Source organism: Amycolatopsis rubida, assembly GCF_900115345.1.
Classification (GTDB): Bacteria; Actinomycetota; Actinomycetes; order Mycobacteriales; family Pseudonocardiaceae; genus Amycolatopsis; species Amycolatopsis rubida.
Genome location: NZ_FOWC01000015.1, coordinates 121,096 through 146,356 on the forward strand (window position 1 = coordinate 121,096; position 25,261 = coordinate 146,356).

Annotated in this window: 19 protein-coding genes and 1 pseudogene; 6 read left to right on the forward strand and 14 right to left on the reverse strand. The window is 71.1% G+C overall.

Annotation, left to right across the window (positions count from 1 at the left end; all coding sequences use genetic code 11):
- Positions 1-55: 55 nt before the first annotated feature.
- From BM362_RS37710 to BM362_RS37745, 8 genes are all read right to left on the reverse strand, one after another.
- On the reverse strand, positions 56-682 hold the full coding sequence (locus BM362_RS37710) for a response regulator (protein ID WP_037818105.1): 627 nt from the start codon (positions 680-682) through the stop codon (positions 56-58).
- The gene (locus BM362_RS37715; RefSeq protein WP_244287414.1) at positions 679-2,007 is read right to left on the reverse strand and encodes a sensor histidine kinase; all 1,329 of its coding nucleotides are present in this window, start codon (positions 2,005-2,007) and stop codon (positions 679-681) included. The genes BM362_RS37710 and BM362_RS37715 overlap by 4 nt, the downstream gene beginning before the upstream one ends.
- Positions 2,004-3,521: an ArnT family glycosyltransferase gene (locus BM362_RS37720; RefSeq protein WP_425285758.1), complete on the reverse strand. Its 1,518-nt coding sequence runs from the start codon at positions 3,519-3,521 to the stop codon at positions 2,004-2,006. Before BM362_RS37720 ends, BM362_RS37715 begins: the two co-directional genes overlap by 4 nt.
- A 96-nt stretch (positions 3,522-3,617) precedes the next feature.
- Positions 3,618-5,132 (reverse strand): ArnT family glycosyltransferase, encoded by a 1,515-nt coding sequence (locus BM362_RS37725; protein ID WP_167545587.1) that lies wholly within the window; start codon positions 5,130-5,132, stop codon positions 3,618-3,620.
- 5 nt (positions 5,133-5,137) lie between these two features.
- A complete protein-coding gene (locus tag BM362_RS37730) occupies positions 5,138-5,875 on the reverse strand; it encodes an ABC transporter permease (protein WP_093576405.1) in 738 nt (245 codons plus the stop codon).
- Between the two features lie 13 nt (positions 5,876-5,888).
- Complete coding sequence (locus BM362_RS37735; protein ID WP_093576406.1) at positions 5,889-6,794, reverse strand: ABC transporter ATP-binding protein; 906 nt, start codon at positions 6,792-6,794, stop codon at positions 5,889-5,891.
- 71 nt (positions 6,795-6,865) lie between these two features.
- Positions 6,866-7,621 (reverse strand): class I SAM-dependent methyltransferase, encoded by a 756-nt coding sequence (locus tag BM362_RS37740; protein WP_093576407.1) that lies wholly within the window; start codon positions 7,619-7,621, stop codon positions 6,866-6,868.
- A gap of 80 nt (positions 7,622-7,701) precedes the next feature.
- Positions 7,702-8,220 carry a ribonuclease FAU-1 family protein gene (locus tag BM362_RS37745; RefSeq protein WP_067582066.1) on the reverse strand — a complete coding sequence of 173 codons (519 nt, stop codon included), beginning with the start codon at positions 8,218-8,220 and terminating at the stop codon, positions 7,702-7,704.
- Between the two features lie 112 nt (positions 8,221-8,332).
- On the opposite strand from BM362_RS37745, the gene BM362_RS37750 reads away from it, so the two are divergent.
- The 3 genes and pseudogenes from BM362_RS37750 to BM362_RS37765 all read left to right on the forward strand — a co-directional run.
- The gene (locus BM362_RS37750; protein WP_093576408.1) at positions 8,333-9,661 is read left to right on the forward strand and encodes a DUF5685 family protein; all 1,329 of its coding nucleotides are present in this window, start codon (positions 8,333-8,335) and stop codon (positions 9,659-9,661) included.
- A 437-nt stretch (positions 9,662-10,098) separates the two neighbouring features.
- Positions 10,099-12,258 (forward strand): excinuclease ABC subunit UvrB, encoded by a 2,160-nt coding sequence (uvrB, locus tag BM362_RS37755; protein WP_067582068.1) that lies wholly within the window; start codon positions 10,099-10,101, stop codon positions 12,256-12,258.
- Between the two features lie 322 nt (positions 12,259-12,580).
- A pseudogene (locus BM362_RS37765) lies at positions 12,581-12,856 on the forward strand (type II toxin-antitoxin system VapC family toxin); the annotation flags it as partial.
- 273 nt (positions 12,857-13,129) lie between these two features.
- Here the strand turns inward: BM362_RS37765 and BM362_RS37770 are convergent.
- The 3 genes from BM362_RS37770 to BM362_RS37780 are packed head-to-tail and all read right to left on the reverse strand — an operon-like array spanning position 13,130 to position 17,713.
- Entirely contained in the window at positions 13,130-13,885 is a 756-nt protein-coding gene (locus tag BM362_RS37770; RefSeq protein ID WP_425285759.1) for an enoyl-CoA hydratase/isomerase family protein, read from the reverse strand.
- A 25-nt stretch (positions 13,886-13,910) separates the two neighbouring features.
- Complete coding sequence (locus BM362_RS37775; RefSeq protein WP_067582075.1) at positions 13,911-14,849, reverse strand: ABC transporter permease; 939 nt, start codon at positions 14,847-14,849, stop codon at positions 13,911-13,913.
- Complete coding sequence (locus BM362_RS37780; RefSeq protein WP_093576411.1) at positions 14,846-17,713, reverse strand: alpha/beta fold hydrolase; 2,868 nt, start codon at positions 17,711-17,713, stop codon at positions 14,846-14,848. The genes BM362_RS37775 and BM362_RS37780 overlap by 4 nt, the downstream gene beginning before the upstream one ends.
- Before the next feature lie 371 nt (positions 17,714-18,084).
- Between BM362_RS37780 and BM362_RS37785 the strand changes: the two genes are divergently transcribed.
- Together BM362_RS37785 and BM362_RS37790 are read left to right on the forward strand one after the other, a co-directional pair.
- Positions 18,085-19,053, forward strand: coding sequence for a TerC family protein (locus tag BM362_RS37785; protein ID WP_067582082.1), 969 nt, complete (start codon positions 18,085-18,087; stop codon positions 19,051-19,053).
- 38 nt (positions 19,054-19,091) lie between these two features.
- On the forward strand, positions 19,092-21,020 hold the full coding sequence (locus tag BM362_RS37790; RefSeq protein WP_093576412.1) for a S9 family peptidase: 1,929 nt from the start codon (positions 19,092-19,094) through the stop codon (positions 21,018-21,020).
- Here the strand turns inward: BM362_RS37790 and BM362_RS37795 are convergent.
- The 3 genes from BM362_RS37795 to BM362_RS37805 all read right to left on the reverse strand — a co-directional run bounded on the left by BM362_RS37795 (position 21,013) and on the right by BM362_RS37805 (position 23,690).
- A complete protein-coding gene (locus BM362_RS37795; RefSeq protein WP_093576413.1) occupies positions 21,013-21,669 on the reverse strand; it encodes an RES family NAD+ phosphorylase in 657 nt (218 codons plus the stop codon). The two genes, BM362_RS37790 and BM362_RS37795, sit on opposite strands and share 8 nt — an antisense overlap.
- 89 nt (positions 21,670-21,758) lie before the next feature.
- Positions 21,759-22,340: a DNA-binding protein gene (locus tag BM362_RS37800; RefSeq protein ID WP_093576414.1), complete on the reverse strand. Its 582-nt coding sequence runs from the start codon at positions 22,338-22,340 to the stop codon at positions 21,759-21,761.
- 372 nt (positions 22,341-22,712) lie between these two features.
- Positions 22,713-23,690: a LacI family DNA-binding transcriptional regulator gene (locus BM362_RS37805; protein ID WP_067582095.1), complete on the reverse strand. Its 978-nt coding sequence runs from the start codon at positions 23,688-23,690 to the stop codon at positions 22,713-22,715.
- A 92-nt stretch (positions 23,691-23,782) separates the two neighbouring features.
- Between BM362_RS37805 and BM362_RS37810 the strand changes: the two genes are divergently transcribed.
- Positions 23,783-25,261 (forward strand): FGGY-family carbohydrate kinase, encoded by a 1,479-nt coding sequence (locus BM362_RS37810; protein WP_093576415.1) that lies wholly within the window; start codon positions 23,783-23,785, stop codon positions 25,259-25,261.

A 25,261-nucleotide genomic window follows, 5' to 3' on the forward strand; every position in this document is an offset into this window, starting at 1 on the left:
GGACCTCGACGAGACCGAAGCCATCCGGGTCCGCACCGCGACGGCCGAGCCGGGGCTAGGACCCGATCAAACCGCGTTCGAAAGCCACCGCCACCGCGGCCGCCCGGTCCTTCACGCCGAGCTTCGCGTACGCGTGCAGCAGGTGTGTCTTCACCGTCGCCTCGCTGATGAACAGCTTTTTCGCCGCTTCCTTGTTCGTCGACCCGCGCGCGACGAGGTTCAGCACCTCGATTTCCCGCTGCGACAACGGTTCCTGGGCCGGTGCGCGCATCTGGCCCATGATCCGGCTCGCGACCGCGGGGGAGAGGACTGCCTCGCCGCGCGCGGCGGCGCGGACGGCGCGGAACAGTTCCTCGCGCGGCGAATCCTTCAGCAGGTAACCGGTCGCGCCCGCCTCGATCGCGGGCAGCACGTCGGAATCGGTGTCGTAGGTGGTCAGCACGAGCACGCGCGCGGGGTTGCCGAGGCGGGCGAGTTCGGTGATCGCGGCGACGCCGTCGGTGCCGGGCATCCGCAGGTCCATCAGGACGACATCCGGGCGAAGGGCCTCGGCGAGCGTGACCGCCTCGGCTCCGTGCGCGGCCTCGCCCAGCACCTCGAAACCGCGCTCGCCGGTGAAGATGCCGCGCAGCCCGTCCCGGACGATCGGGTGGTCGTCGGCGATGAGCAGCGTGATGGTCATGAAGCCCCCTCGGTCGGATCCAGTGTCGCAGACGGGATCGCGGGCAGGCGCGCCGAGATCGCGGTGCCGCCGCCCGGCTCGGATTCGACGTGCAGGGTGCCGGCGAGCCGCTCCGCACGCTGCCGCATGCCGGGCAGGCCGTGCCCGCCTTCGGCCGACGGCGGCGTGGGCGGATGCGCCGGGTCGAAGCCGACGCCGTCGTCGCGCGCGTCGAGGATCACTTCGTCGCCCAGGTACGACAGAGTGATCCCGGCCCGGCTGGCCCGCGCGTGTTTGGCCACATTGGACAGTGCTTCCTGGGTGACCCGCAGCAGGGTGGCCTCCAGCTCCGGATGCAGCGGGACGGCGGTCCCGGTGGCCGAGAATTCCGCGGGCACGCCGGTGCGTTCGCTCCACAGCCGGGCGACCTCGGCGAGCGCTTCGGGCAGCGTGGCGGTTTCGAGCGGTTCCGGGTGCAAAGCGGCGACCGAACGCCGGGCGGCGGTGAGGTTTTCCCGCGCGAGCTGGGTGGCCGCGGCGAGGTGGCGTTCCCATTCCGCCGCGTCGGCGCGGGCTTGGGCGGCGGCTTCGAGCTGGGTGATGATCCCGGTGAATCCCTGCGCGAGCGTGTCGTGGATTTCCTGGCTCAGGCGCTGCCGCTCGTCGAGCACTCCTGCCTCGCGTGCCTGCGCGAGCAGCTGCCGCTGGAGCCCGCGGTTCTCCGCCTCGGCCGCCGCCAGCCGCTCAAGCGCCTGCTTGCGTTCCTGGCTCTGCCTGCCCACCGCGGCGAAAAGCGCGCCACCGCCGCCGATCGCCACGGTCTGCACGACCACCACGGTGCCCCAGATGCCCGGCGAAACCGACAGGGCGTGAAGCGGCCCGCCGAGCGTCATGGTGTTGATCAGCAGCGACGTGATGCCGACGCCCAGAAACGCGACCAGCATCGGCTTCATCCGCATCGCCGCGAAGAACCCGTAGACCATGAAGATCAGGAAGTACGCTTCCCGGTACTGGAGGATCGAGCCGAACGTGACGACCCCGGCGAACATCGCGACCGCGGCGAGCGGGTGGTCGCGCAGCTTCCCCCGCAGCGCGACAGTCGTCAGCCCCAGCCAGACCGCGGCCCCGCCGGCGAGAAGCAGCGTGGTGTCCCGGTGTTCGGCTGCCTGATCGCTCAGTGCGCTGAGCAGCGTCGGGACGATCAGCAGAACCCAGGCGAGCACCGTCTCGGCCCAGCTGAAGCAGCGGTGCCATCGCACCGGCGGATCGCTCGGGCCGGGCGTGGCCGGCGGCATCATCGAACCCCGCCAGTCGAGTTTGACGTCCCGGACGTCGTCGAGTCTCACGCCTTGAGGTCCTTCAGCTGCGGCCAGATCTGCGCCCAGCCGCCGATCCGGCCTTCGAGCAGCCAGATCGGCAGGTGCTGGCTGGAGTTCGGGACGCCGAGCCGGTTGCCGACCTCGCCGACGACGCGCGCGGACCGGAAGTGCGCCGCCAGCTTCGCCGGTTCGCGGCCGACGAACAGCACGGTGTCGGCGTTGTCGCCCGGGCGGCCGAAGTACCAGAATCCGCGGCTGGCGCTGTACGCCTCGGGCAAGCCCTGATCGGGCCCGTACCGGCCGAGCGCGCCGGCTTGCCAGTACCCGCCGGTGACGAGCGCGGTGCGGGTCCGTTCCTCCGGCGGCAGCGCGCGGTACTGCTTGGCGACGGACGCGGCCAGATCCGGCCAGCCGTATTCCTCCGCCGCGTACGCCGGGCGCGGCGCGGCCGGGTGCTCGACCAGCCACTGCACCGGCCACACCGGGAGCGCGTAGGGCAGGCTGTAGAGCGCGGAGAGGACGAACAGCGGCCACGTCGGCACCCAGCGCCACCACAACGCGGGCCGCCGGTCCTGCAGATGCACCGCGGCGGCTGCCCACAGGATGCCGAAAGTGCCAGCGGCGTAATAAAACCGGCCGTTGCCGATCAGGAAGATCACGAAGACGCCGAGCGCGGTCCAGCCGAGGAACCGGTACGCCCGCAGCCGGGCGCTGCCGAGCAGCACCGCCAGCCCGTACAGGACGCCCAGCGCGCCGATGACCAGACCGGCTCCGGCGAGCAGCGCGGGCACGAACATCGCCCGGCCGCCCGCTTCCTCGACCTCGCGCGACACCGCGTCGCCCATGCCCAGCTGCGGCCAGCCGTTCGAGGCTTGCCAGAGCAACGTCGGCACGCACGCGACAGCGGCGATCGCCGCGCCGGCCCACAGTTTGGGGCGGCGCACCAGGTCCCGCGGCCCGAAGACGAGCGCGGTGATCGCGGTGACTGCCCAGAACCCGCCGATCAGGAACTTCACGTTCAGCCCGGCCGCCGTCGCGACGCCGAGCCACAGCAGCAGGTTGTCGTCGCGGGTGCGGATCCAGCGCACCAGCAGCCACAGCACGACCGTCCACAGCAGAGGGTCCACAGTGGACGTCGCGAGGTAGTGGCCGCTGCCGACGAACTGCCCGCAGACCGCGTACGCCGCGGCGGCGCGGGTCTGCGCCTTGCGTTCGCCGCCCATTTCGCGGGCGATGAGCGCGGTGAACACCACGCCCGCGGCGGTCGCCAGGATCGCCGGGATCCGGAACACGACGAGCGAGCCCGGCGCGATCGAGTTCGCCAGCCAGGCGAGCCACGGCAGCACCGGCGGCTGGTCCGCGTAGCCCCACGCGAGGTGCTTGCCCGCGGCGAGGAAGTACAGCTCGTCGCCGAAGTAGCCGTAGCGGCCGGCGGTGGCGAGGAGTACGGCGGCGGTCCCCGCGGCGAGCAGGAGTACCGGCCGCCGGGCGAACCCGGCGAGCGCGCGCCCGGGCGTGCTCGGTGCGGTGGCCGTGGTCACGGCATCCATCCTGCTCCCTGTCGGCGGATCGGGGGGCTGGCCTTGCCCGCACCCTACGGGCGAGGCCAGCCCCCGTCCTACTGCGGGTGACGCCGGTCAAGTCCCGGTGTTCGCCAGCTCGGGCCAGATTTCCGCCCACGGCCGCAGCCTCGCGGTGGCCAGCCACAATGGGGTGCCGTCGAGCACACTCGGCTTCGCGCTGCCGGTCGTGACCGCGCCGACCGGTTCGAGATGGGCGAAGCGGCCGAGCAACGGCCGGGGGTCGGCTCCGACGAACAGGACGTCGCGTGCCGAATCGGGCGGGACGGCCAGCGTGGCGTACCCGCGGTTCGGGCTGGCCGGTTCGGGCAGGCCGAGGTCCGGGCCGTAGCGGTCGAGCGCGCTCGCGGTCCAGTAGGTCTCGCCGACGATCGCGGTGTGTGCCGGGTCGGGCACGCGATGGAATGCCGTGGCGACCGACTGCGCGCCTTCCGGCCAGCCGACCTCGCCGAACGAAAAGGCAGGTGTGGGCAGCGACGGGTTCTTCTCGACCCAGGAATGCGGCCACACCGGCAGCGCGGCGGGCAGCATCAGCAGCGCGGAAAGCACGAAGACCGGCCACGTCGGGATCCAGCGCCACCACCGCGACGCCCGCCCGTTCTCCAGTTCCACCGCCGCGGCCGCCCAGCACGGCGCGAACATGCCCGCGATGTAGTACGAGCGGCCGTTCACCGCGATGAACACCACGGCGAGCGCGAGCGTGGTCCAGGCAAGGAAGCGGTAGGAGCGGAGCCGCGGCGAACGCAGCAGCCGCCACAGGCCGTAGCCCAGCAGCACGATGCCCGCCGGGACGCCGGCGAGCAGCAGCACCTGCGGGATCCAGGTGAGCCGTCCGCCCCAGCTTTCGCCGACCTCGTGCGAGATCGCCGCGCCCATGCCGAGCTGCGGCCAGCCGTGCTGCGCCTGCCACACCAGCGTCGGGACCAGTGCCAGCGCGGCGATCGCCGCGCCCGCCCACAGCAGCGGGCGGCGCAGCAGTTCGCGCGGACCGCAGATCAGCAGCGCGATCCCGGCGACGATCCAGAAGCCGCCGATCAGGAACTTCACGTACAGCGCGAGCGCGGTGACGACCCCGGCCCACAGCAGCAGGCCGTCGCGCCGGGTGCGGATCCAGCGGACGATCAGCCAGAGCAGGACGGTCCAGAGGAACGGGTCCAGGGTCGACGTCGCCAGGTAGTGGCCGCCGGCCACGAAATTCGTGCAGGCGGCGAAGGCCGCGGCGGTGATCGCCTGCGCGCGGGCGCGGCCGCCGAGCTCGCGGGCGATGAGCGCGGCGAACACGACGCCGGCGAGCATCGCCAGCATCGTCGGGACCCGCAGGACGAACAGCGAATCCGGCGCGATCGTGTCCATCGCGCGGGCGAGCAGCGGCAGCAGCGGCGGCTGGTCCACATAACCCCACGCGAGGTGCTTGCCCGCGGCGAGGAAGTACAGCTCGTCGCCGAAGTAGCCGTAGTTGTTCGCGGTGAGCGCCAGCGGCACCGCCATCAGCGCGGCGATGCCGAGCACGGGCATCCGGGCGAACGGCTCGATCGCTCGGGCCGTCGCGGCCTCTTCCTGTGTCGCAGTCATCGTGCTCACTCCCAGCGGAAGAATCGGGCGGCGAGCGTCGAGCACACGATGGCGACCACCGCGAGCGCGATCACGGACAGCAGGTGCGGCGCGTGTCCGGCAGCGGTGTCGCGCAGGCTGCCGAGCGTCGCGCCGAGCGGCAGGATGTCGGCGACGTGCTGCAACACCGGCGGCAGCTGTTCCTTCGGGACCCAGACGCCGCCGAGCGCGAGCATCGGGAAGAACACGGCCGCACCGAGCCCGTTCGCCGCGCGGCCGGTCGGTGCGAACGCGGCGAGCAGCGTGCCCACCGAGAACAGCGAGACCGCGCCCAGCAGCATGACCGCGACGAATCCGCCGGGGTTCTTCGGCAGTGCCATGCCGAGCGCGATCGTGCCCACCCCCACGACGAGCACGATCGCGACCACGGCGATGGCGAGGTTCACCAGCAGCTGCGCGGCGAGCAGCCGCGACGGCGGCACCGGGCTCGCCGCCAGCCGCTTCAACACCCCCTTCTCCCGGTGCGCGGCCATTGCGCCGGGGAACAGGTTCAGCGCGAGGATCCCGAGCAGGATCGCCACCGCCATCGGCGCGATCAAAGTGGCCAGCGACGACTGGCCGCCGTGCTCGGCGCTCGGTTCGCGCGATCCCGGCATCAGCCCGAACACCAGCACCAGCGCCAGCGGGATCCCGAGCACCACGGCGGGCGCGCCCGGATCGCGGAGGAAGATCTTCGCCTCGGCGACGGTCAGCTTCGACAACACTTCCGGTTCCCCCTCAGTCCAGTTTCCGGCCGGTCAGCGCGACGAACGCGTCGTCGAGGCTGGCCTGCTCCACCCGCAGATCGCCCGCGACTACGTCGGCGCGGGCGAGGAACGAAGTCACCGCCTGCAGCGCGCCGTCGCCTCCGGTCACCACGAGATGCGCGCCGCTGCGCTCGACCTTCAGCACGCTCGGCAGCCCGGTCAGCTCCCGCGGGTCGACCGGCGCGGACGGGCGGAACCGGATGCGCTGCTCCCCGCCGGCCCGGCCGACCAGTCCCGCCGGGGTGTCGGTCGCGACGACGCGCCCGGCGTCGATCACCGCGATCCGGTCGCACAGCCGTTCCGCCTCCTCCATGAAGTGCGTGACGAGCACGACTGTCACGCCTTCCGCGCGGACGGCTTCGACGAGGTCCCAGGTGTCGCGGCGGGCCTGCGGGTCGAGACCGGTGGTCAGTTCGTCGAGCACCACCACCTCGGGGCTGCCGACCAGCGCGAGCGCGATCGACACGCGCTGCTGCTGGCCGCCGGAAAGCTTGCGGTAGAAGGTGTTCCGTTGTTCGGTGAGCCCGAGCAGCGCCATCAGCCGCCCGGGATCGGCCGGGGAGCGGTACATCGCGGCGAACAGGTCGAGCACTTCGCCGACGCGCAACCGGTCGGGCAGCTGGCTTTCCTGCAGCTGGACGCCGAGGCGCTGACGCAGCTCGCGGACGTCGCGCCGCGGGTCGAGCCCGAGCACCGAAACGGTGCCGCCGTCGGGGGAGCGCAGGCCCTCGACGCATTCCACTGTGGTGGTCTTGCCCGCGCCGTTGGGGCCGAGGATCCCGAAGATCTCGCCCTGCTCCACGGTGAACGAGACATCTTCCACCGCTGTCTTCCGGCGATAGCGTTTCTGGAGGTTCCGCACCTCGATGACCGGCATTGCCTGGGAGTCCCCTCTCGAATCGCAGCGGTTGCCGTCTTCGAGAATCCCGGCCGGAGGGGCCGGTCGGATCAGCGGAACGGCGCGACTTCCGGTCCACCGGCTGTCCGCCGCGCATCCACCGATCGGTGGATGCGGAAGTAGATCATCGGGTTGTCGCGCCCGGTGTGCACGGTGCTGTCGACGCCGAGTTCACGCCTGAGTTCGTTGAGGCGAGCGTACGCGTGTTTCGCGCGGGCACGGGCCGCGGTGAAGTACGGAGTCCGCGTTTTTTCCAGCCAGCGCACCACTTCGGAGCCTTCGGTGAACGGCAGCGGGGTGGCGCGGTGGAACACGTCATGCACGCTCACCGCGGCATCGATCTTCGGGAAGACCTCGGACAGGTACCACCTCGCGAAGCGCGCGCCGTGATCGGCGTCGATGAACAGATAGTTCACATCGGACAGCAAATCGACGGCGAGGGTGCGCGCGTCGCCTTGGCGGAACTCCCAGCGGCCCGTGGCCAGTGCGTGCGGGACAGTCTTGGTGGCGTTGCCGATGAGGTCGATCGTGGTCAGCTTGCCGGCACCGTTGTCCGCGAGCGCGCGGAGGATCCAGCTCGTCGACCACCCGTGCAGCGAACCGATTTCCACGACTTTCTCCGGGCGCAGGCACCGCAGGAGCAGGTAGGTGATCTCTGCCTCGACGTCGTCCAGTTGCGTCTTCATCGCCGGATGCGCGCGGCGGTGCGCGTGCTGGGCGTCTTTCGCGGCGCGCAACGCTTCGGCGTGTTCGCGATACAGCGAGCGGACGAGGTCGAGCGTCACCTGGTGTGCGGTTCGTTCCATACCGCCGATCGTGGCCGGGCGAGGTGGCCCGGGTAATCCTGCTGACCGCCGGGCGGGGTGGGGAATTCCCCCGTTTCCGGTTAGGGATGCCTGCGCCAGCCGAGTGTCATGTCCTTTGTGGACAGCCAGGCGGCCAGGTCGTATCCGTGCGCGGCGAGACCCTCGACGGCGGCGTAGGCGGCTTCGAGCGCGTACTCGCCTTCTTCCTGGGAGAGCAGGTTCCCGGCGACGGCGGCGAGCAGTTCGTCGGTGTCGATCACCCGGACCGAGATCTTGTCCTTGAGCACGAGGTCGAGGTAGAGGTCGGTGGCGACCCAGCGCGGGCCGTCGCGGTGCACGCGCACGACGTCGAGGTAGAAGTCCTGGTCGCGTTCGTGGCCGGGGCTGAACCAGAAGTCGGTGATCCGCAGTCCGAGCCCCGGCAGCAGCCAGGACTCGAGGTAGTGGAACTGCGCCCGCCCCGGCGCGGGCCGCGCCAGGTACAGGCCGAACGGCTCCTCGCGGAACTCGTCCACGTCGCGGCGGATGCCCTTGTTGTCGACGTTCACGCGGGCGGCCGGGTCGAACGTCTCGACCTTGGGCGGGTGCAGATCGGTCATCCGCCCATCCTGCCTTGCCCCGGCCCTTCGGAGAATCGCCGGAACCCGGGTCAGGGGCCTGGCCGAGGGGTTAAAGTTCCCGGGTCATTCGGTTCTCCTGGGGGACACGCACTTGTTCGGGATCATCAGACCCTGCCGGCATCGGCTGGCCGGGCGGCTTCACGCGGACTGGACGGCGCACCTGTGCGGCCTCTGCCTCGCGCTGCGCGACCAGCACGGGCAGCTCGCCCGGGTCGTGACGAACTACGACGCGCTGATCGTGTCGGCGCTGGTCGAGGCACAGACGCCGAGCGGACCCCGGCGCGGCGCGGGACCGTGCCCGCTGCGGTCGATGCGCCCGGCGTCGGTCGCGGTCGGCGACGGCGCCCGGCTCGCCGCGGCGGTGTCGCTGGTGCTGGCCTCGGCGAAGGTGGACGATCACGTCGCCGACCGGGACGGCGCTTTCGCCCGGCGTCCGGTAGCTGGAGCGGCGAGACTGCTCGCCCGGCGCTGGGCCGCGCAGGGCGGCCGGACGGGCGCGGGCATCGGCTTCGACACCGCGGTACTGACCGAAGCCGTCGGCCGGCAGGGCGAGCTGGAACGCGCGATTCGTGCCGGGGACTCGCCGCTGCTGGCGACCGAACCGGCCGAGCTGGCGTCGTCCGCGGCGTTCGCGCAGACCGCGGTGCTGGCCGGACGTCCCGGCAACCGAGCGCCGCTCGCCGAGGCCGGACGGCTGTTCGGCCGGGTGGCGCACCTGCTCGACGCGGTGGAGGACCTGGCTCCCGACGCCGCGTCCGGGTCCTGGAATCCGTTGCTGGCCACGGGAACCGCGCTGGACGAGGCGCATCGGCTGTGCTCGGACGCGGTGCTCGGGGTCGAGCTGGCGTTGCGCGAGGCGGAGTTCGCCGATTCGGCGTTGGTGCACGCGCTGCTGGTGCACGAGCTGCGGCAGGCGGTGCGGCGGGCGTTCGGGCATCACCATCTGCACGGTCAGCAGCCGCCGCCCGGGTGGATCGGGCCGGGGCCCGCGCCGCGGCAGTCGCCGTACGGGCCGGGGGCCGGTGCGCCTTCGGGGATGCCTGGGTACGGGCCGCCGCCGGGGTACGGCGCTCCGGCGCCGGGTTACGGACCTGCCGGAATGCCGGGTCCCGGCGGGCCGGGCGGTCCTGCGGGGCCGTCCGGCCCGGGCGGACCAGGCGGGCCGGACGGCCCCGAACCGCCGGCGGACGGGGGCTCGCCGGAGGGCAGGGGCGGCGGCTGCTGGGCGCCGAAGTTCGCGGTCCCGCCGAAAAACCGGAACTTCTTCGCCGGCTGCGCGATCGCGACCTACATGTGCTGTTCCTGCCAGTTCTGCTGCCGCGACCCGTACCCGGGCCCGTGGAGCGGCAAACCGCACGACAACGCCTGCGACTGCGACTGCTGTGATTGCTGTGACGGTTGCGACTGCTGCAGCTGCTGAGCCGGAAGGTCTGTGAGAGGAACCCCGCGGGGCTCTGATTCCCCATGTCTGGAATTTGGCAGCGGCACTGTGGGTGTGGTCGAGGCGTGTCTGCCCGCGTCGAAGGGGCTGGCCTGGGTCAGCGACCCCCGGGCGCCGCGGCTGGACACCCGCGAAGGCTCCGCCGAACTGCCCGCTTGATGCGCGTCTTGAGGTTCGTGAGGGGAACCCTGAGGGAATCTGATTCCCTCAGGGTTCCCTCACGAACGGGCAAATCCGGCGTACCGGCCTCGGTCTTGGGCGGGTGCACCTCGTACCGCGCCCGCGGCACCGGGTTAAGGCCCTGGCAGGGCCCAGGGTTCCCGCACGGCTGCTCGGGTAGCCCGCCAGGGCGATAGATCCCCAGCTCAAGGCGGGGGTCGCGGAAATTGTCGGTGCCCCGGCCTACCCTGGTTCCCGTGGCTTTCGCAACCGAACACCCCGTCCTCGCCCAGTCCGACTTCCGCCCCGTTTCCGAGGTGCCTCGTGAAGGCGGCCGGTTCGAGGTCGTCAGCGAGTACCAGCCCGCGGGCGACCAGCCCGCGGCCATCGACGATCTCGAACGCCGGATCAGGGCGGGCGAGAAAGACGTCGTGCTGCTGGGCGCCACCGGCACCGGCAAATCGGCCACCACCGCGTGGCTGATCGAACGCGTACAGCGGCCCACGCTCGTGATGGCCCCGAACAAGACGCTGGCCGCGCAGCTGGCCAACGAACTGCGCGAACTGTTCCCGCACAACGCGGTCGAATACTTCGTCAGCTACTACGACTACTACCAGCCCGAGGCGTACATCGCGCAGACGGACACCTACATCGAGAAGGACTCGTCGATCAACGACGACGTCGAGCGGCTGCGCCACTCCGCCACGATGAACCTGCTCTCGCGCCGCGACGTCATCGTGGTCGCGTCGGTGTCCTGCATCTACGGCCTGGGCACGCCGCAGTCGTACCTCGACCGGTCCACGAAACTGGAGGTCGGCGGCACGGTGGAGCGCGACGTGCTGCTGCGCGCGCTGGTCGACGTGCAGTACTCGCGCAACGACATCGCCTTCGCGCGCGGCACGTTCCGCGTCCGCGGCGACACGGTGGAGATCATCCCGGCGTACGAGGAGCTGGCGATCCGCGTCGAGTTCTTCGGCGACGAGATCGACAAGCTGTACTACCTGCACCCGCTCACCGGCGACATCGTGCGCGAGGTCGACGAGGTCCGGATCTTCCCGGCCACGCACTACGTCGCCGGGCCGGAGCGGATGGAGAAGGCGATCCGCGGCATCGAGGCCGAGCTGGAGGAGCGGCTGGCCGAGCTGGAGAAGCAGGGCAAACTGCTGGAGGCCCAGCGGCTGCGGATGCGCACCGCCTACGACATCGAGATGATGCGCCAGGTCGGCTTCTGCTCCGGCATCGAGAACTACTCGCGGCACATCGACGGCCGCGGCGCGGGTTCCGCGCCCGCCACGCTGATCGACTACTTCCCGGAAGACTTCCTGCTGGTCATCGACGAATCGCACCAGACGGTGCCGCAGATCGGCGGCATGTACGAGGGCGACATGAGCCGCAAGCGCAACCTGGTCGACTACGGGTTCCGGCTGCCGAGCGCGGTCGACAACCGGCCGCTCACCTGGGAGGAGTTCTCCGACCGGATCGGGCAGACGGTGTACCTGTCGGCGACGCCGGGCCCGTACGAGATGGGGCAGACCGGCGGCGAGTTCGTCGAGCAGGTCATCCGGCCCACCGGCCTGGTCGACCCGAAGGTGGTCGTGAAGCCCACCGAGGGCCAGATCGACGACCTGGTGCACGAGATCCGCGAGCGCGCGGACAAGGACGAGCGGGTCCTGGTCACCACGCTCACCAAGAAGATGGCCGAGGACCTCACGGACTACCTGCTGGAGCTGGGCATCCGCGTCCGGTACCTGCACTCGGAGGTCGACACGCTGCGCCGGGTCGAGCTGCTGCGCCAGCTGCGCGCGGGCGACTACGACGTCCTGGTCGGCATCAACCTGCTGCGCGAGGGCCTCGACCTGCCCGAGGTGTCGCTGGTCGCGATCCTCGACGCGGACAAGGAAGGCTTCCTGCGCAGCGGAACCTCGCTGATCCAGACCATCGGCCGCGCGGCGCGGAACGTGTCCGGCGAGGTCCACATGTACGCGGACAAGATCACCGATTCGATGCAGTACGCGATCGACGAGACCGACCGCCGCCGCGCCAAGCAGGTCGCCTACAACGAGGAGCGCGGCCTCGACCCGCAGCCGCTGCGCAAGAAGATCGCCGACATCCTCGACCGCGTCTACACCGAAGCGGAAGACTCCGACGAGGCGGTCGCGGTCGGCGGTTCGGGCCGCAACGCCTCGCGCGGCAAGAAGCCGGAACAGGGCGACCGCGTGCGCAGCTCGGGCATGCTCACCGACAAGAACGTGTCGTCGATGCCGCGCGCCGAACTGGCCGACCTGATCCAGCAGATGACCGACCAGATGATGCAGGCCGCCCGCGACCTGCAGTTCGAACTGGCCGCCCGGCTGCGCGACGAGGTTTCCGACCTGAAGAAGGAACTGCGGGGGATGGACGCGGCGGGAATTAAGTGATTACACCATTGCTCGGTACCATTACACGATGGCGATGAACATTAAGGATTAGCCTGGCCGCGGAAGTGGCCGAGCCGACCGGTACCACCACAACCGGCGCGGTCCGCGATTCGCATGCGGATCATGCGGGACCGGCTGGTCTCGCAACGGCATGCGGAGCGGAACGCGGACGAGTTCGTGCGGTTCTTCAGGACGAGGTCTGGCCACAGGTCTCCCCGGAGAACCGGGGCAAGCCGATCAGCAAAGCCGAGCGCGAGGAAATCCTCGGATACGGGCCAGGCGGCGTGTGATCGTCGACAGTTCCGCGCTCGTGACGGTGCTCATGGAAGAGCCGCTGGCGGTGCCGATCACCCGGGCGATCGGCGGCGCGGAGGAATGCCGGATGGGTGGCCCGATCCTGGTGGAGACCTCGATCGTGGTGGCGAACAAGGAAGGCGAGCGAGGCGCCACGTTGCTGGCTTCGTTCCTGCAACGGCGGCGGTTCGACATCCTCACGTTCGGCGACGCGCACTGGCGGACCGGGCAGACCGCGTTCCTGCGGTACGGCAAGGGCCGGCATCCCGCTTCGCTGAACTTCGGTGACTGCCTCGCCTACGCGGCCGCGATGATTGCCGGAGAACCGCTGCTGTGCATCGGCGACGACTTCCCGCGGACCGACCTTGAGCTGGTCACGCTGGAGGAGAACGGACGGCGATCAGCCGAACGGCACCCCCGGCCCGGGGGTGCGCTCCAAGCTGAGGCACCCCCGGTTCCCGGACCCTCGTCTCGACTTTCACAGAAACATGCGGCCGTTGCAATGGGTGCGAGGGCAGAGCCGAGGCAAGAAAGTCCCCAGCCCCGGGCTGTCCCGGGCAACGGGCAACCAAAACGGTCAGTGCTTCAGCACCTTCTCCACATACGCCTGCACCGCCGCAAGCGCCGGTTCGGATTGCCACAGCCGCTCTACCTGCGCGTCGTCGGACACGCGGTTCTCCGCGATCCGCTGGTGGTAGGGCTGCCGCAGCTGCTGCTTCGTGTGCGCGAAGGCCTCCGCGGGCAGTTCGCCGAGCCGGGCGGCCAGTTCGCGGGCCCGGCCGAGCACGTCCCCGGCGGGCACGACCTCGTCGACCAGGCCGCGGGGGAGCGCGTCGGCCATGGTGACCGTCGCGCCGCTGTAGATCAGGGACGGCAGCGGTGTCGTGCCGTAGGTGCAGCGCAGGATTTCCAGCGCCGACAACGGGAACGGCACGCCCACCAGCAGTTCCGTCACGCCGATGCGGCCGGGGCCGTCCGCGGCGATCCGGTGGTCGCACGCCGCGGCCAGCACCATGCCGCCCGCGATGGCGTGGCCGTTCACCGCCGCCACTACCGGGCGCGGGAAGCCGAAAACGGCCAGGAACGCGTCCGACAGCGCGGGCAGGAAATCGCCGACGTAGCGCGCGCCGCCTTCGTCGAGCGCCACCAGGTCCACTCCGGCGGAGAACATGTCGCCGGACCCGGTGAGCACGACGGCGCGCGCCCCGGCCGCGTCGGCCTCTTCGAGTCTGATCACCAGCTCTTTGCAGGTGGCGGTGTCGAGGGTGTTGCCGCGCCCGTGGTCGAGGGTCACGAGTGCGACGCCGGCATCGAGTTCCAGGTGGATCGTCACGCGCCGAACCGTACCGGACATCCGCCTAGCTGGTGACGTCCTTGCGCGCGAACCGGCGGCCCGCCAGCAGCAGGAACACTGTCGTGTAGATAACCGACGACAGCACCCCGCTGGCCAGGTTCGTCCAGTCGATGTCGGTGGAGATCAAGTCGATCCAGGCGAACGAGTAATGCGTCGGCAGGTAGTTCCGCAGCCCCTCCAGCGCGGTGATCTGGTCGAGGATCTGCGACAGGATCGCCACCAGCACCGTCCCGCCGACCGCGCCGAGCGGCGCCTCCGTCGAGACACTGAGCAGCAGTGCGAGCCCGGCGACCCAGGCCAGCTGCACCACGATGTACACAGTGGACATCAGCAGCGCGAGCAGGCTGTCGCCGAAGCCGACGGCGTCGCCGGTGGGGCTGATCGCGTCGCCCGCGCCGTAGAAGATGATGCCGACCAGCAGCGAAACCACCGGCAGCAGCACCAGCGCCGCGATCGACAGCAGCCCGGACACCGCGGCCTTCTGCCGCAGCAGCCGGTGCCGCGGCACCGGGATCGCCAGCAGGTACTTCAGGCTCGACCACGACGATTCGCTCGCGATCGTGTCGCCGAAGAACAACGCGACGATCATCGGCAGCAGGAATGTGCCGGACACGAAGAACGCGAGCACCACGAAGTTCGGCGCGCTCGCCGTCGCGAGGTCCACGAACCCGCCGGAGCGGCGGTTCGGATTCGACTGCCCGATCTGGAACGCCACCACGAGGATGAACGGCAGCACCGCGACGAACGCCAGCACCAGCTGGGTCCGCCTGCGGCGCAGCTGCCGTTTCAGCTCCACGCCCAGCCGCAGCGTCCGGCCGGCCCGGTAGCCCGCGACCGCGCCGTCCGGGCCGGCCTCGGCCGGTTCCGCGGTGGCCAGCTCGCTCAGTTCCCGCAGCGCGGCCGGGTCGGTGTGCACGCCGCCGGAACCGTTGCCCTCGCTCATGAATTCTCTCCCACCAGCTGCAGGAACGCGTCTTCGAGCCGTCGGCGCGGTCCGGCCTGCTCGACCGCGATCCCGGCGCGCACGAGCGCCGCGACCGCGTCGGCGCGCGGCAGCCCGTCGAGGTTCGCGTGCACCAGATCGCCGTCGGTCTCGATGTCCGACACCCCGCCGACGCTCTTGAGCGTCGCCGCGGCTGCCGCCGGGTCGCCGACCCGGAACGTGGCCTCGCCGCCGGAGGCCGCCAGCTCGCCGACCTCGCCCGAGGCCACGAGCCTCCCGCGGTGCATGACCACCACGTGCGAACACGTCTGCTCGACCTCGGCCAGGAGATGGCTTGAGACGACGACGGTGCGCCCGGTGGCGGCGTAGCGCCGCAGGACTTCGCGCATCTGGTGGATCTGCGGCGGGTCGAGCCCGTTGGTCGGTTCGTCGAGCACCATCAGCTCCGGCAGCCCGAGCATCGCCTGCGCGATCGCGAGCCGCTGCCGCATGCCCTGGCTGTAGGTCTTCACCCGCCGGTGCACCGCGTCGCCGAGCCCGGCGATCTCCAGCGCCTCGGTGAAATGCGCCTTCCCGGCCGGCCGCCCGGTCGCCGCCCAGTACAGCTCCAGGTTCGCCTTGCCGGACAGATGCGGCAGGAACCCGGAGCCCTCGACGAACGACCCGATCCGGGACAGCACCGGCGCGCCCGGCGCGATCCGGTGGCCGAACACGCGGATCTCGCCCGCGGTCGGCGTGATCAGGCCCATCAGCATCCGCAGCGTGGTCGTCTTGCCCGCGCCGTTGGGCCCGAGCAGGCCGAGCACCTGGCCCGGTTCGACGCGGAACGACAGGTCCGCCACCGCGGTGAATCCGCCCGCGTACTGCTTGCGCAGCCCCTTGATCACCAACGGGGTGTCCGCGAGTTCCGGGTCGACGTCGTGCGCCCGGCGGCGGCGGATCACCGCGACCGCGACGACCGCGAGCGCGATCAGCAGCGTCGCGCCGATGCCGATCAGCTGCCCGACCGGCAGGGGAGTGCCGACCGAAGCGCCGGGCACCACCGGAAGGGCGAGCGTCGCGCCCGGTGCGAGCCCGACCCGGAACACCCCCGGCTGCGTCGGCGCCGAGTACGCCTGATCGGTCGTGCCCACCACGAGCCGCAGCGAATGCCCGGAGTCGATCGGCCGGACGACACCCGGCAGCGTCACTGTGACGTCGGCCGGCGTGCCGTCCGCGGGCAGCCCGGTGACCCGGAACGGCGCGACCGCGTTCGCGGGCAGCACGCGAGTGCCGTCCTGGCCGACGTCGTAGAGCTTCGCGAACAGCACCGCTTCCGGCTGTGGATGCGCCGGGTCGGTCGCGACCTGCAACCGGACCGTGCTCGAACCGGACAGCAGCACCTGGCTGTCGAACGGTGCGGTGCCGAACTGCGCGGCCTGCCCCGGCGGGTCGCTGCTGAACAGCGGAGCCAGCCGGGAGGTACCCGCCGCGAGCCCGTTGAGCCCCGGAATTCCGCTCACCGCGGCGGGGTTCGCCCCCGCGGGCCGGACGATCGGCTGCGCCGGACCGGTGAGCGCCACCTGCTTCCGCTCGGTACCAGCGGCGTCGAGCCCGGGGTACGCGGCGGCGTTGATCGTCCGCACGGACGGTGTTCCGTTGGCGCGCAACGTGCCTTGGACGTCGTAGCTGAATCCGTGGCCGGGGTCGCCTTGGCCGGTGAGCGACGACCACAGGAAGTCGCCGATCTTCGCGCGCAACTGCGGTCCGGGGATGCCGCCGTCGTGCCCGCCGGTGTACCAGATCGTGCGCACCGGCCCGCCCGCCGCGACGATCTGCCGCGCGGTGGCGTCGGATTGGTCGAGCCCGAAAAGCGTGTCGCTCTCGCCCTGGACGAGCAGGGTCGGCGCGGTGATCTTGCCGGTGACCGACGAGGGGGAGACTCGGTGCAGCAGCGCGACCGTCTCCGGGCTGGCCCTGCCGGTGGTCGCGAGTTCCGAGTACGCCTTGCACACCGCCGCGGTGAACCGGCCGCACGGATCCGCCGACGGCCGCTCAGCTCGTGCGCCGGCCGGCGGCGCGGCGGCTTGCGGCGCGGTACCGCCGCTGTTTCCCGCGGTGCTGCCGTTGTCGTTGGTCTTCTGGCCCGCTTCCGGCGCTTCGGTGGAGGGAGTGCTCGCCGCGGCCGCACCCGAACCGGCGGAGAAGAAGATGCCCGCCCAGCTCTTCTTGAAGACGCCGTCCGGAGAGAACGCGCCGGCCGCCGGAGTCTTCGCCGGCGGAGCGGTCGCCGCCGCGGCGTTCGGCACGAGCGCCTGGCCGAGGTCGTTGTAGGTGATCACCGGTGCGAGCGCGCGCACCCGATGGTCGGTCCCGGCGAGCAGCAACGACAGCGAACCGCCGTACGACGCCCCGGTCACGCCGATCTCGGGCGCGCCGTCGGAGCCGGTCGCCACGTCGTGGCTCGCCGTCAGCCGGTCGACCAGCCGGCGCGCGTCGGCGACCTCGCCGTCGGGGTCGTTCAGCCCGATTTTGCCGGTGCTGTGCCCGAATCCGCGCGCGGACCAGGTAAGCACCACGAACCCGCGCTGCGCCAGTTCGCGGGCCTGCGGGTCCACACTGGACTTGTCGCCGCCGAAGCCGTGCGCGAGCAGCACGGCGGGCGCGGGGGAGTGTTCGGGGTAGTAGGTCGTCGTGTCGATCCTTACCTGGTCGGGGGAACCTGGTGCGGCGGGCATCGAGACGAAGGCGTCCTGGGTCCGGATCGGCGCGGGACCGCGGTCGCGAGTCGCCCAGACGGTCACCGCGGCAGCGGCGACCAGCACCACGGCGGCGACGGCGGCGAGCCGGGAGCCGCGGGTGCGGGGAAGCGGGATTCGGGGCACGATGCGACGTTATGACGATTTCGCTGAGAACGGGCATCCGGCCTCACACGGATCAGACACAGTTCACCTTGTCGTGAGTGGCAATGCCGGTTCTCACCGGCACTGCCACTCACGAGACCCCGGCGGGTCCGATGCCCCGTGACGAAGAAAACACGACCAGTCCGGTGACGTGGGCAACCCCCGCTGGCGTTCGCAGCCCGTAACCGGCAGACTGAACGCGCTGTGAGGGGAGTATTCCTTCGCGGCGGTGTCGTCAGCACGGTGCACCCGGCGAGTCCTTCGCCGAGGTCCCCGGCACCGCCGGCCGGTCTCGTACCGGCGGGAGAGACCTCCGGTTAGTTGCTGCTGCGCACTATCCGGAGGTTTCTGAGATGACTGTCCCCCTGTGGCTGTGGTTCGCGACAGTCGGCGGGCTGCTCGCGCTGATCGCCATCGACCTGGTGATCGTCGACCACAAGCCGCACGAGGTGACCACCGGCGAGGCCGCGCGCTGGGTGATCTTCTACATCGCCTGCGCCGTCCTGTTCGGAGCCGGCGTCTGGTTTTTCGCCGGGCACGACCCCGGGGTCCAGTTCTTCACCGGGTACATCACCGAGTACTCGCTGAGCGTGGACAACCTCTTCATCTTCATGGTCATCATGGCCTCGTTCAAGGTGCCGGTGATCCACCAGCACCGCGTGCTGCTCGTCGGCATCCTGCTCGCGCTCGGCATGCGCAGTGTGTTCATCGCGGTCGGCGCGGCGTTGATCAACCAGTTCGTGTGGGTCTTCTTCGTCTTCGGCGCGGTGCTCGTGTGGACCGCGATCAGCATGCTGCGCGGCAACGGCGGCGGCGAGGAGGAGTACCACGAGAACGCGCTCACCCGCTGGGTGCGCAAGCTCTTCCCGGTCACCGACGACTACCGCGGCCACAAGTACCTGGTGAAGGAAGACGGCAAGCGGAAGATCACCCCGATGCTGCTGGTGATCGTCGCGATCGGCTCGGCCGACCTGCTGTTCGCGGTGGACTCCATCCCGGCGATCTTCGGCATCACCCAGGAGGCGTTCCTGGTCTTCACCGCCAACGCCTTCGCGCTGATGGGCCTGCGGCAGCTGTACTTCCTGCTCGGCGGGCTGGTCACGAAGCTCGTCTACCTCAGCTACGGCCTCGCGGTGATCCTCGCCTTCATCGGCGCGAAGCTGGTGGTGCACGCGCTGCACGAGTACCACCTCGCGCCGGACTGGCTGGACATCAGCAACTGGATGTCCCTCGGCGTGATCGTCGTCGTCCTCACCGTGACCACGGTGCTGAGCCTGGCGAAGGCCAGGCGCGACGAACGGCGGGCGGTCGAGGCCAACTAGGTCGTTCGCCTTGCTAAGGATCGGGTACGGTCGTCGGCATGCGTCCTGCCGACATCGAAGTCCTCGCCGTCCCCGGCCGTCCCGCGCTGCGCGGTGATCTCCTGCTCGCCGCGGTGAGCAGACCCGACCTGGAAACCGACCAGTACCGCAGCGCGATCCGGCGGATCGCGCTCTCCGGCGGCGAATCGCCGTGGACCCAGGGCCCGCGCGACTCGTCGCCGGCGATCTCGCCGGACGGCCGCTGGGTCGCGTTCCTGCGCGCAGGCGAGGGCAAGGGGGCCGAGGGCAGTCCGCAGGTGCACGTGATGCCCGTCGACGGCGGCGAATCGCGGAAGCTCACGTCGCTGCATCTGGGCGCGGACGCGCCGGTGTGGGCCCCGGATTCGCGCTGGCTCGCGTTCACCGCGCGGGAAGCCGAGCCGGGCCGCTACGGCACCGAGGACGCCGACGAGCGCACGCCGGAACCAGCCGCCGAGGCGCCCCGGCTGATCACGCGGCTCGACTATCGCATCGACAACGTCGGTTTCCTGCGCGACCGGCCGAAGCGGCTGTTCGTGCTCGACACCTTCGAAGCGGGCGAGCCGGAAGCGGTGACGCCGCGCGACTACAGCGTCAGCCTGCCGGTCTGGACGCCGGACGGCGAGCGTGTGGTCGTAATCGTGCCGCACGACTTCGACCGGACGGAAACGCGCGAGCACGACCTCGTCGCGTTCCCGGTCGACGGTGGCGATCCCGAGGTCCTCGCCGTCTGCGCCGGGTACGCCGATCAGCCGGTCTACGGGGCGGACGGCACGCTCTACTTCTTCGGCACGTCCCATGAGGACGGTGTCGTGGTCGCTTCCAACGCCGGGCTGTACGCGGTCGTGCCGGACGGGATGCCGCGGCGGCTGACCGATGTGGAGACCGTCGACATCGAGCCTGGCTCCGGTCCGGCGGTTCCGCTCGGCGACGAGGTGCTGGTCGCCGTGCGCAACCGCGGTGCGGTGGAACTGCGCGCGATCCCGGCGGACGCGGACGGCGCGAAGCTCGACGACTCGCGCGTGCTGCATGCCGGGCATTCGGCAGTCCACGGATTCGCGGCGGACGGCGACACTGTCGTCGCGGTAGTGGCCGGTTTGGACACTGCGGGCGAGCTGGTGGTGCTTGGCTCCGACGGTCCGCGTGTGCTCACCGATTACTCGAAGCCGTTGCGGGACAAGGGCCTTTGCGAGGTCGTGGAACTCGAAACGACCGCGCCGGACGGCTACCCGGTGCACGGCTGGCTCGTCCTGCCCGGCGGCGAGGGGCCGCACCCGGTGCTGCGCGTGGTGCACGGCGGGCCGTTCGCCCAGCAGGAATGGACGGTGTTCGACGAGGCGCAGGTGTACGCGTCGGCCGGGTTCGCGGTCGTGCTCGGCAACCCGCGCGGTTCGGCCGGATACGGGCAATCGCACGGTACTTCGGTCGTGCACAACATGGGCACGGTCGATGTCGACGACGTGCTCGCGCTGCTCGACAAGGCACTGGAGCGGCCGGACCTCGACGCGTCGCGGGCCGGGATCATGGGCGGTTCCTACGGCGGGTTCATGACGAGCTGGGTCGCCGCGAAGCACCCGGACCGGTTCCGCGCGGCGTGGAGCGAGCGCGCGGTGAACGCGTGGGATTCCTTCGCGGGCAGCTCCGACATCGGCTACTACTTCACCGAGGGCTATGTCGGCGCGGACCCGGAGGAACAGCGTCGCCGCAGCCCGCTCAGCTACGCCTCCGACGTGCGGATCCCGTTCGCCGTCGTGCATTCCGAGCAGGACTGGCGGTGCCCGCTGGAGCAGGCGCAGCGGCAGTTCGCGGCGCTGCGCCAGGCCGGCGTCGAGACGGAATTCCTGCTGTTCCCCGGCGAGGGGCACGAGCTGACGCGCTCGGGCAAGCCGCGCCACCGGGTGCAGCGGTTCGAGGCGGTGCTGGCCTGGTGGTCCCGGCAGCTCAGCTGAGCAGCGTGTAGTTCAGCTCCTCGCACACCCGCCCGAGCGGCACGTCGAGCCCCGGATGGTCCAGCGGAAGCAGGACGTCCGGGGCGATCGGCAGCGCCCCGCCCGCGGGCGGGTCCCACAGGCACAGCGAGGGCTTGCCCGCGTCCATCGACGAGCGGTACCAGAGCCCGTCGAGGTCCGGCATCGCGCCGCGGATCGCCCGCGCCCACGCCTGGGTGATCTTTTTCGGGCCGCTGGAGATCTCCTGCGACGCGCCGACCCTGGTCGGCCACAGCCCGGTGAGGTCGAGCAGCCGCAGCACCCGCGTCGGGCGCACCACGACCAGGCGCGGGCCGCGCGTCCTGCGGTCCACTGTGGAGGTCGTCTGGAACACCTCGGCGACGCTCGTGCGCACGGTCAGGCCGAAATACAGCACGCCGTTGCCCGGGTCGGTGACCGGACGGCCGCCGCGGCCGGGCGGCTGCTGGTCGAACCGGCCGTGCGGGAGCGGGCCGGTGTAGCGGAAAGTGTTCCACTGCTGCGGATGGTTGCCGTGCGCGGTGAAGATGCGGACCAGCCGGGTCTCGGGCTGCACCGAAACCACGTCGTGGCTGCGGTCCAGCCCCTTGACCAGAGCCGACCGCGCCGGAGGCGAGGGGAGCCGGGCCATGCGGGGGTGGTTGTCCGTCCTGTGTCGGGGCAGGGGGCGGGCCTGCGCCGCGGGTGGGCGGGCGGTGCGCAGGCGGGAAGGTCAGCGGGTCAGAACGGCGAGCCGAGCGTGGCGACGAGCCGGGCCACCTGCTCGGGGTCGCCGCCGGCGAGCAGCCACTGCCGCGGCGTGGCCGGCCGGTCGCTGATCACCAGGTCGGACTGCGGGGTGTTCATGAACGCGGCGACGACCAGCGCGGGCTGGTCCCCGGGGACGGCGCGCAGCACGGTTTCGAGACCGGGCAGCACGCCCGCGCCGTTGAACTGCCACGCGGGCAGCCGCCAGCCCTGGTCCTTCCAGCCGGTGAGCCTGCCTTCCTTGAGGCGGTGCCGGATCCGGCTGTCGTCGACGTTCAGCATCTCGGCGGCCTGGCCGACCGAGAGGGCGGAGTCGGCGAGCACGGCGTGCGCGGCGACGGTGCGCGCGCGGAAGTCCGGTTCGCCCTCGTCGCGCGGGCTCAGGTCGAGCCCCGCGTCGGTCAGCGCGGCCCGCTGGTCGGGGGAGAAGTAGTGCGAGGGGTCGGGGTTGGGCGGCGACAGCCTGCGGGCCGCGTCCTCCACGAGCGTGAGGAACTCGTTCGCGTCGGCCTTGAGGCCCGCTCTGGCGAGCACGTTCTCCAGCGCTATCGACATACGCTCAGCCTAGCGCGTGTGTGCGGGTTCGTGCGGTTTCTCGCCTTTTTGTGGGTGAATTCACCAAAGATCGACACTCATCGCACAGAAGTCAACACGATGCGTAGGCGAGTTCGGGACAGTCTGCCCCGCACCGGGTGGCTTGTCCAGGCTTTCGAGTGCTTGACACTCCCGGACCGCCGATTTACGTTGCGAACGAGTAATCGGTTTCCCGCCCTCGGGTGCGGCCCGCGCTCCGCCGTCCGCGGCGGAAGCTGGGGGGACAGGGGGTGGGGCGTGCCTGGCGGCTCGGCGGATCTCCGCCGGGCCGCCAGGCACGTCGTTTCCCTCCGGGCCCGGCTGGTTCTCCGGGAATGCCCGCGGTTCTCCCGCTCAGCGGTGCGAGCTTTGCCGGTCGATCAGCTGCGCGTCCAGGGTCGTGGTGACCGGCTCGCGGGTGCTGTCGGCGATGCGCGCCAGCAACAGTTGCGCGGCGACCCGGCCGATCTCGTACGCGGGCTGCGCCACGACCGTCAGCGGCGGGTCGATGAGCGTGGTCCACGGGGCGTCGTCGAACGAGACGATGCCGATGTCGCGTCCGGCGCGGAGGTTCCGCTCCGCGAGCGCCTCCAGGACCCCGATCGCCATCGTGCTGTTGGCGACCAGCAGCGCGTCCGGCGGCTCCGGCTGCTCCAGCAGGTCCCCGGCGGCGTGCCGCGCGCCTTCCGCGCGGTATTCGGCGCGGCGGAAGACCGCGTTCTCCTCGCCGACCGCGTCGAAGTAGCCCGACAGCCGGTCGTCGGCGGTGCGCACGCCGGACGGCCCGGTCAGGCACGCCACCCGCCGGTAGCCGTTCGCGACGAGATGCCGGGCCGCCTGCCGGGAGGCGCGGCGGGTGTCGACGAGCACCTGGTCGCCGTCGGTGCCGGGCAGCGGCCGGTCGACCGCGACCACCGGCGTGCCGAGCCGGCGCAGCCGGGTGACGCTCGTCGCGGGTCCGGTGGGGGAGAGCAGCACGCCCGCGACGCGTTCCTGCAGCGCGACGTCGAGGTACCGGCGTTCCTTGTCCTCGTTCTCGTCGGAGTTGCAGAGCACGACCGAATACCCCGACACCTGCGCGAGATCCTCGACCCCGCGCGCGATCGAGGTGAAGAACGGGTTCTCGACGTCGGAGATGATCAGCGCGAGCACCGCGGTTTCCTGGCGGCGCAGGTTTCTCGCCAGTCCGTTCGGGTGATAGCCGAGTTCCTCGGCGGCCTGGAGCACCCGGGCGGCCAGCTCCGGGTCCACTGTGGACTTGCCGTTCAGGGTCCGCGACACCGTGGCGGTCGAGACGCCTGCCCTGGCGGCGACGTCGCTGATCGTGGCCACCGAGCCTCCTCGTCCTGGCTTCCTTGACACCCCGGTGACGGCAGAATACCGTCCCGGTAATCGTTTACCGTCCGATTGCCGGGGGTGCTGCGATGCAACCGGGCCCGTTGCTCGGCATCGACATCGGCACGTCCAGTTCGAAAGGCGTCCTCGTGGGTGCGGACGGCACTGTACTGGCGCGCGCCGCCCGCCCGCACAGCACCTCCCGTCCACGCCCCGGCTGGTTCGAGCACGACGCCGAAACGGTGTGGTGGGCCGCGTTCGCCGACCTGGTGCGCGAATTGCTGGCCGAGGGCCGGAAACCCGCCGGGCTCGCGGTGAGCGGCATCGGCCCGGTGCTGCTGCCCGCCGGCGCCGGCGGCCGTCCGCTGCGCCCGGCGATTCTCTACGGCGTCGACACCCGGGCCGGCGCGGAAATCGCCGAGCTGACCGCCGAACTCGGCGAAGAGTCCATTGTGGAACGCTGCGGGAGCGCGCTGTCGAGCCAGGCGGTCGGCCCGAAGTGGCGGTGGCTGTACCGGCACGAACCGGACGTCGCCGCGCGGGCCCGGCAGTTCCTGATGGCGAGTTCGTACCTCGTCCAGCGGCTGACCGGCGAATACGTGCTCGACCACCATTCGGCGAGCCAATGCGACCCGATGTACGACCTGCGCGCGGGCGGCTGGGCGCAGGACTGGGCCGCGCTCGTCGCGCCCGGAATCGACCTGCCGCGGCTCGCCTGGCCGACCGAGGTCGCCGGCACGGTCACCGCCGAGGCGGCCGCCGAGACCGGGTTGCCTGCCGGAGTGCCGGTCACCTGCGGCACGATCGACGCCTGGGCCGAAGCGACCAGCGCGGGCGTGCGCGACCCCGGCGACACGATGGTCATGTACGGCACCACGATGTTCCTCGTCCAGGCTGTCGCCGAGGCCCGTCCGGTGTCCGGATTGTGGGCGACGCGCGGCGTTTTCCCGGGCAGCTTTTCGCTGGCCGCGGGAATGGCGACGTCCGGCGCGATCACCGACTGGCTGCGGGAACTGTTCGACGGCGATTTCGCCGAACTGGTCGCTTCGGCCGGTCAGGTTCCGGCCGGAAGCCGCGGATTGCTGATGCTGCCGTACTTCGCGGGCGAACGGACTCCGGTGCCGGATCCGCTGGCGCGCGGGATGATCGCCGGGCTGACCACGTCGCACGGCCGGGCGGAGCTGTACCGCGCGGCGTTGGAGGGGACGGCTTACGGGGTGCGGCACAACCTTTCCTCGATGGGCGCCCCCGCGCGCCGCTTGGTGGCGGTCGGCGGCGGCACGCAGGGGCGAGTGTGGACGGGGATCGTCAGCGACGTGACCCGGACGCCGCAGCATCTTCCGACGGAAACTGTCGGGGCGTGTTTCGGGGACGCGTACCTGGCGGCGGTGGCGGTCGGGCTGGAGCCGGATATCGAGGCGTGGAACCCGGTCGCCGAGGTGATCGAGCCGGATCCGGTCCGGGCGGACCGGTACGACGAGTTTTACGCGCATTACCGGGCGTTGTATCCGGCTACCGTGGAGACCGCGCATTTCCTCGCGCGGCAACAGGATTTGGCGGCGGAGTGA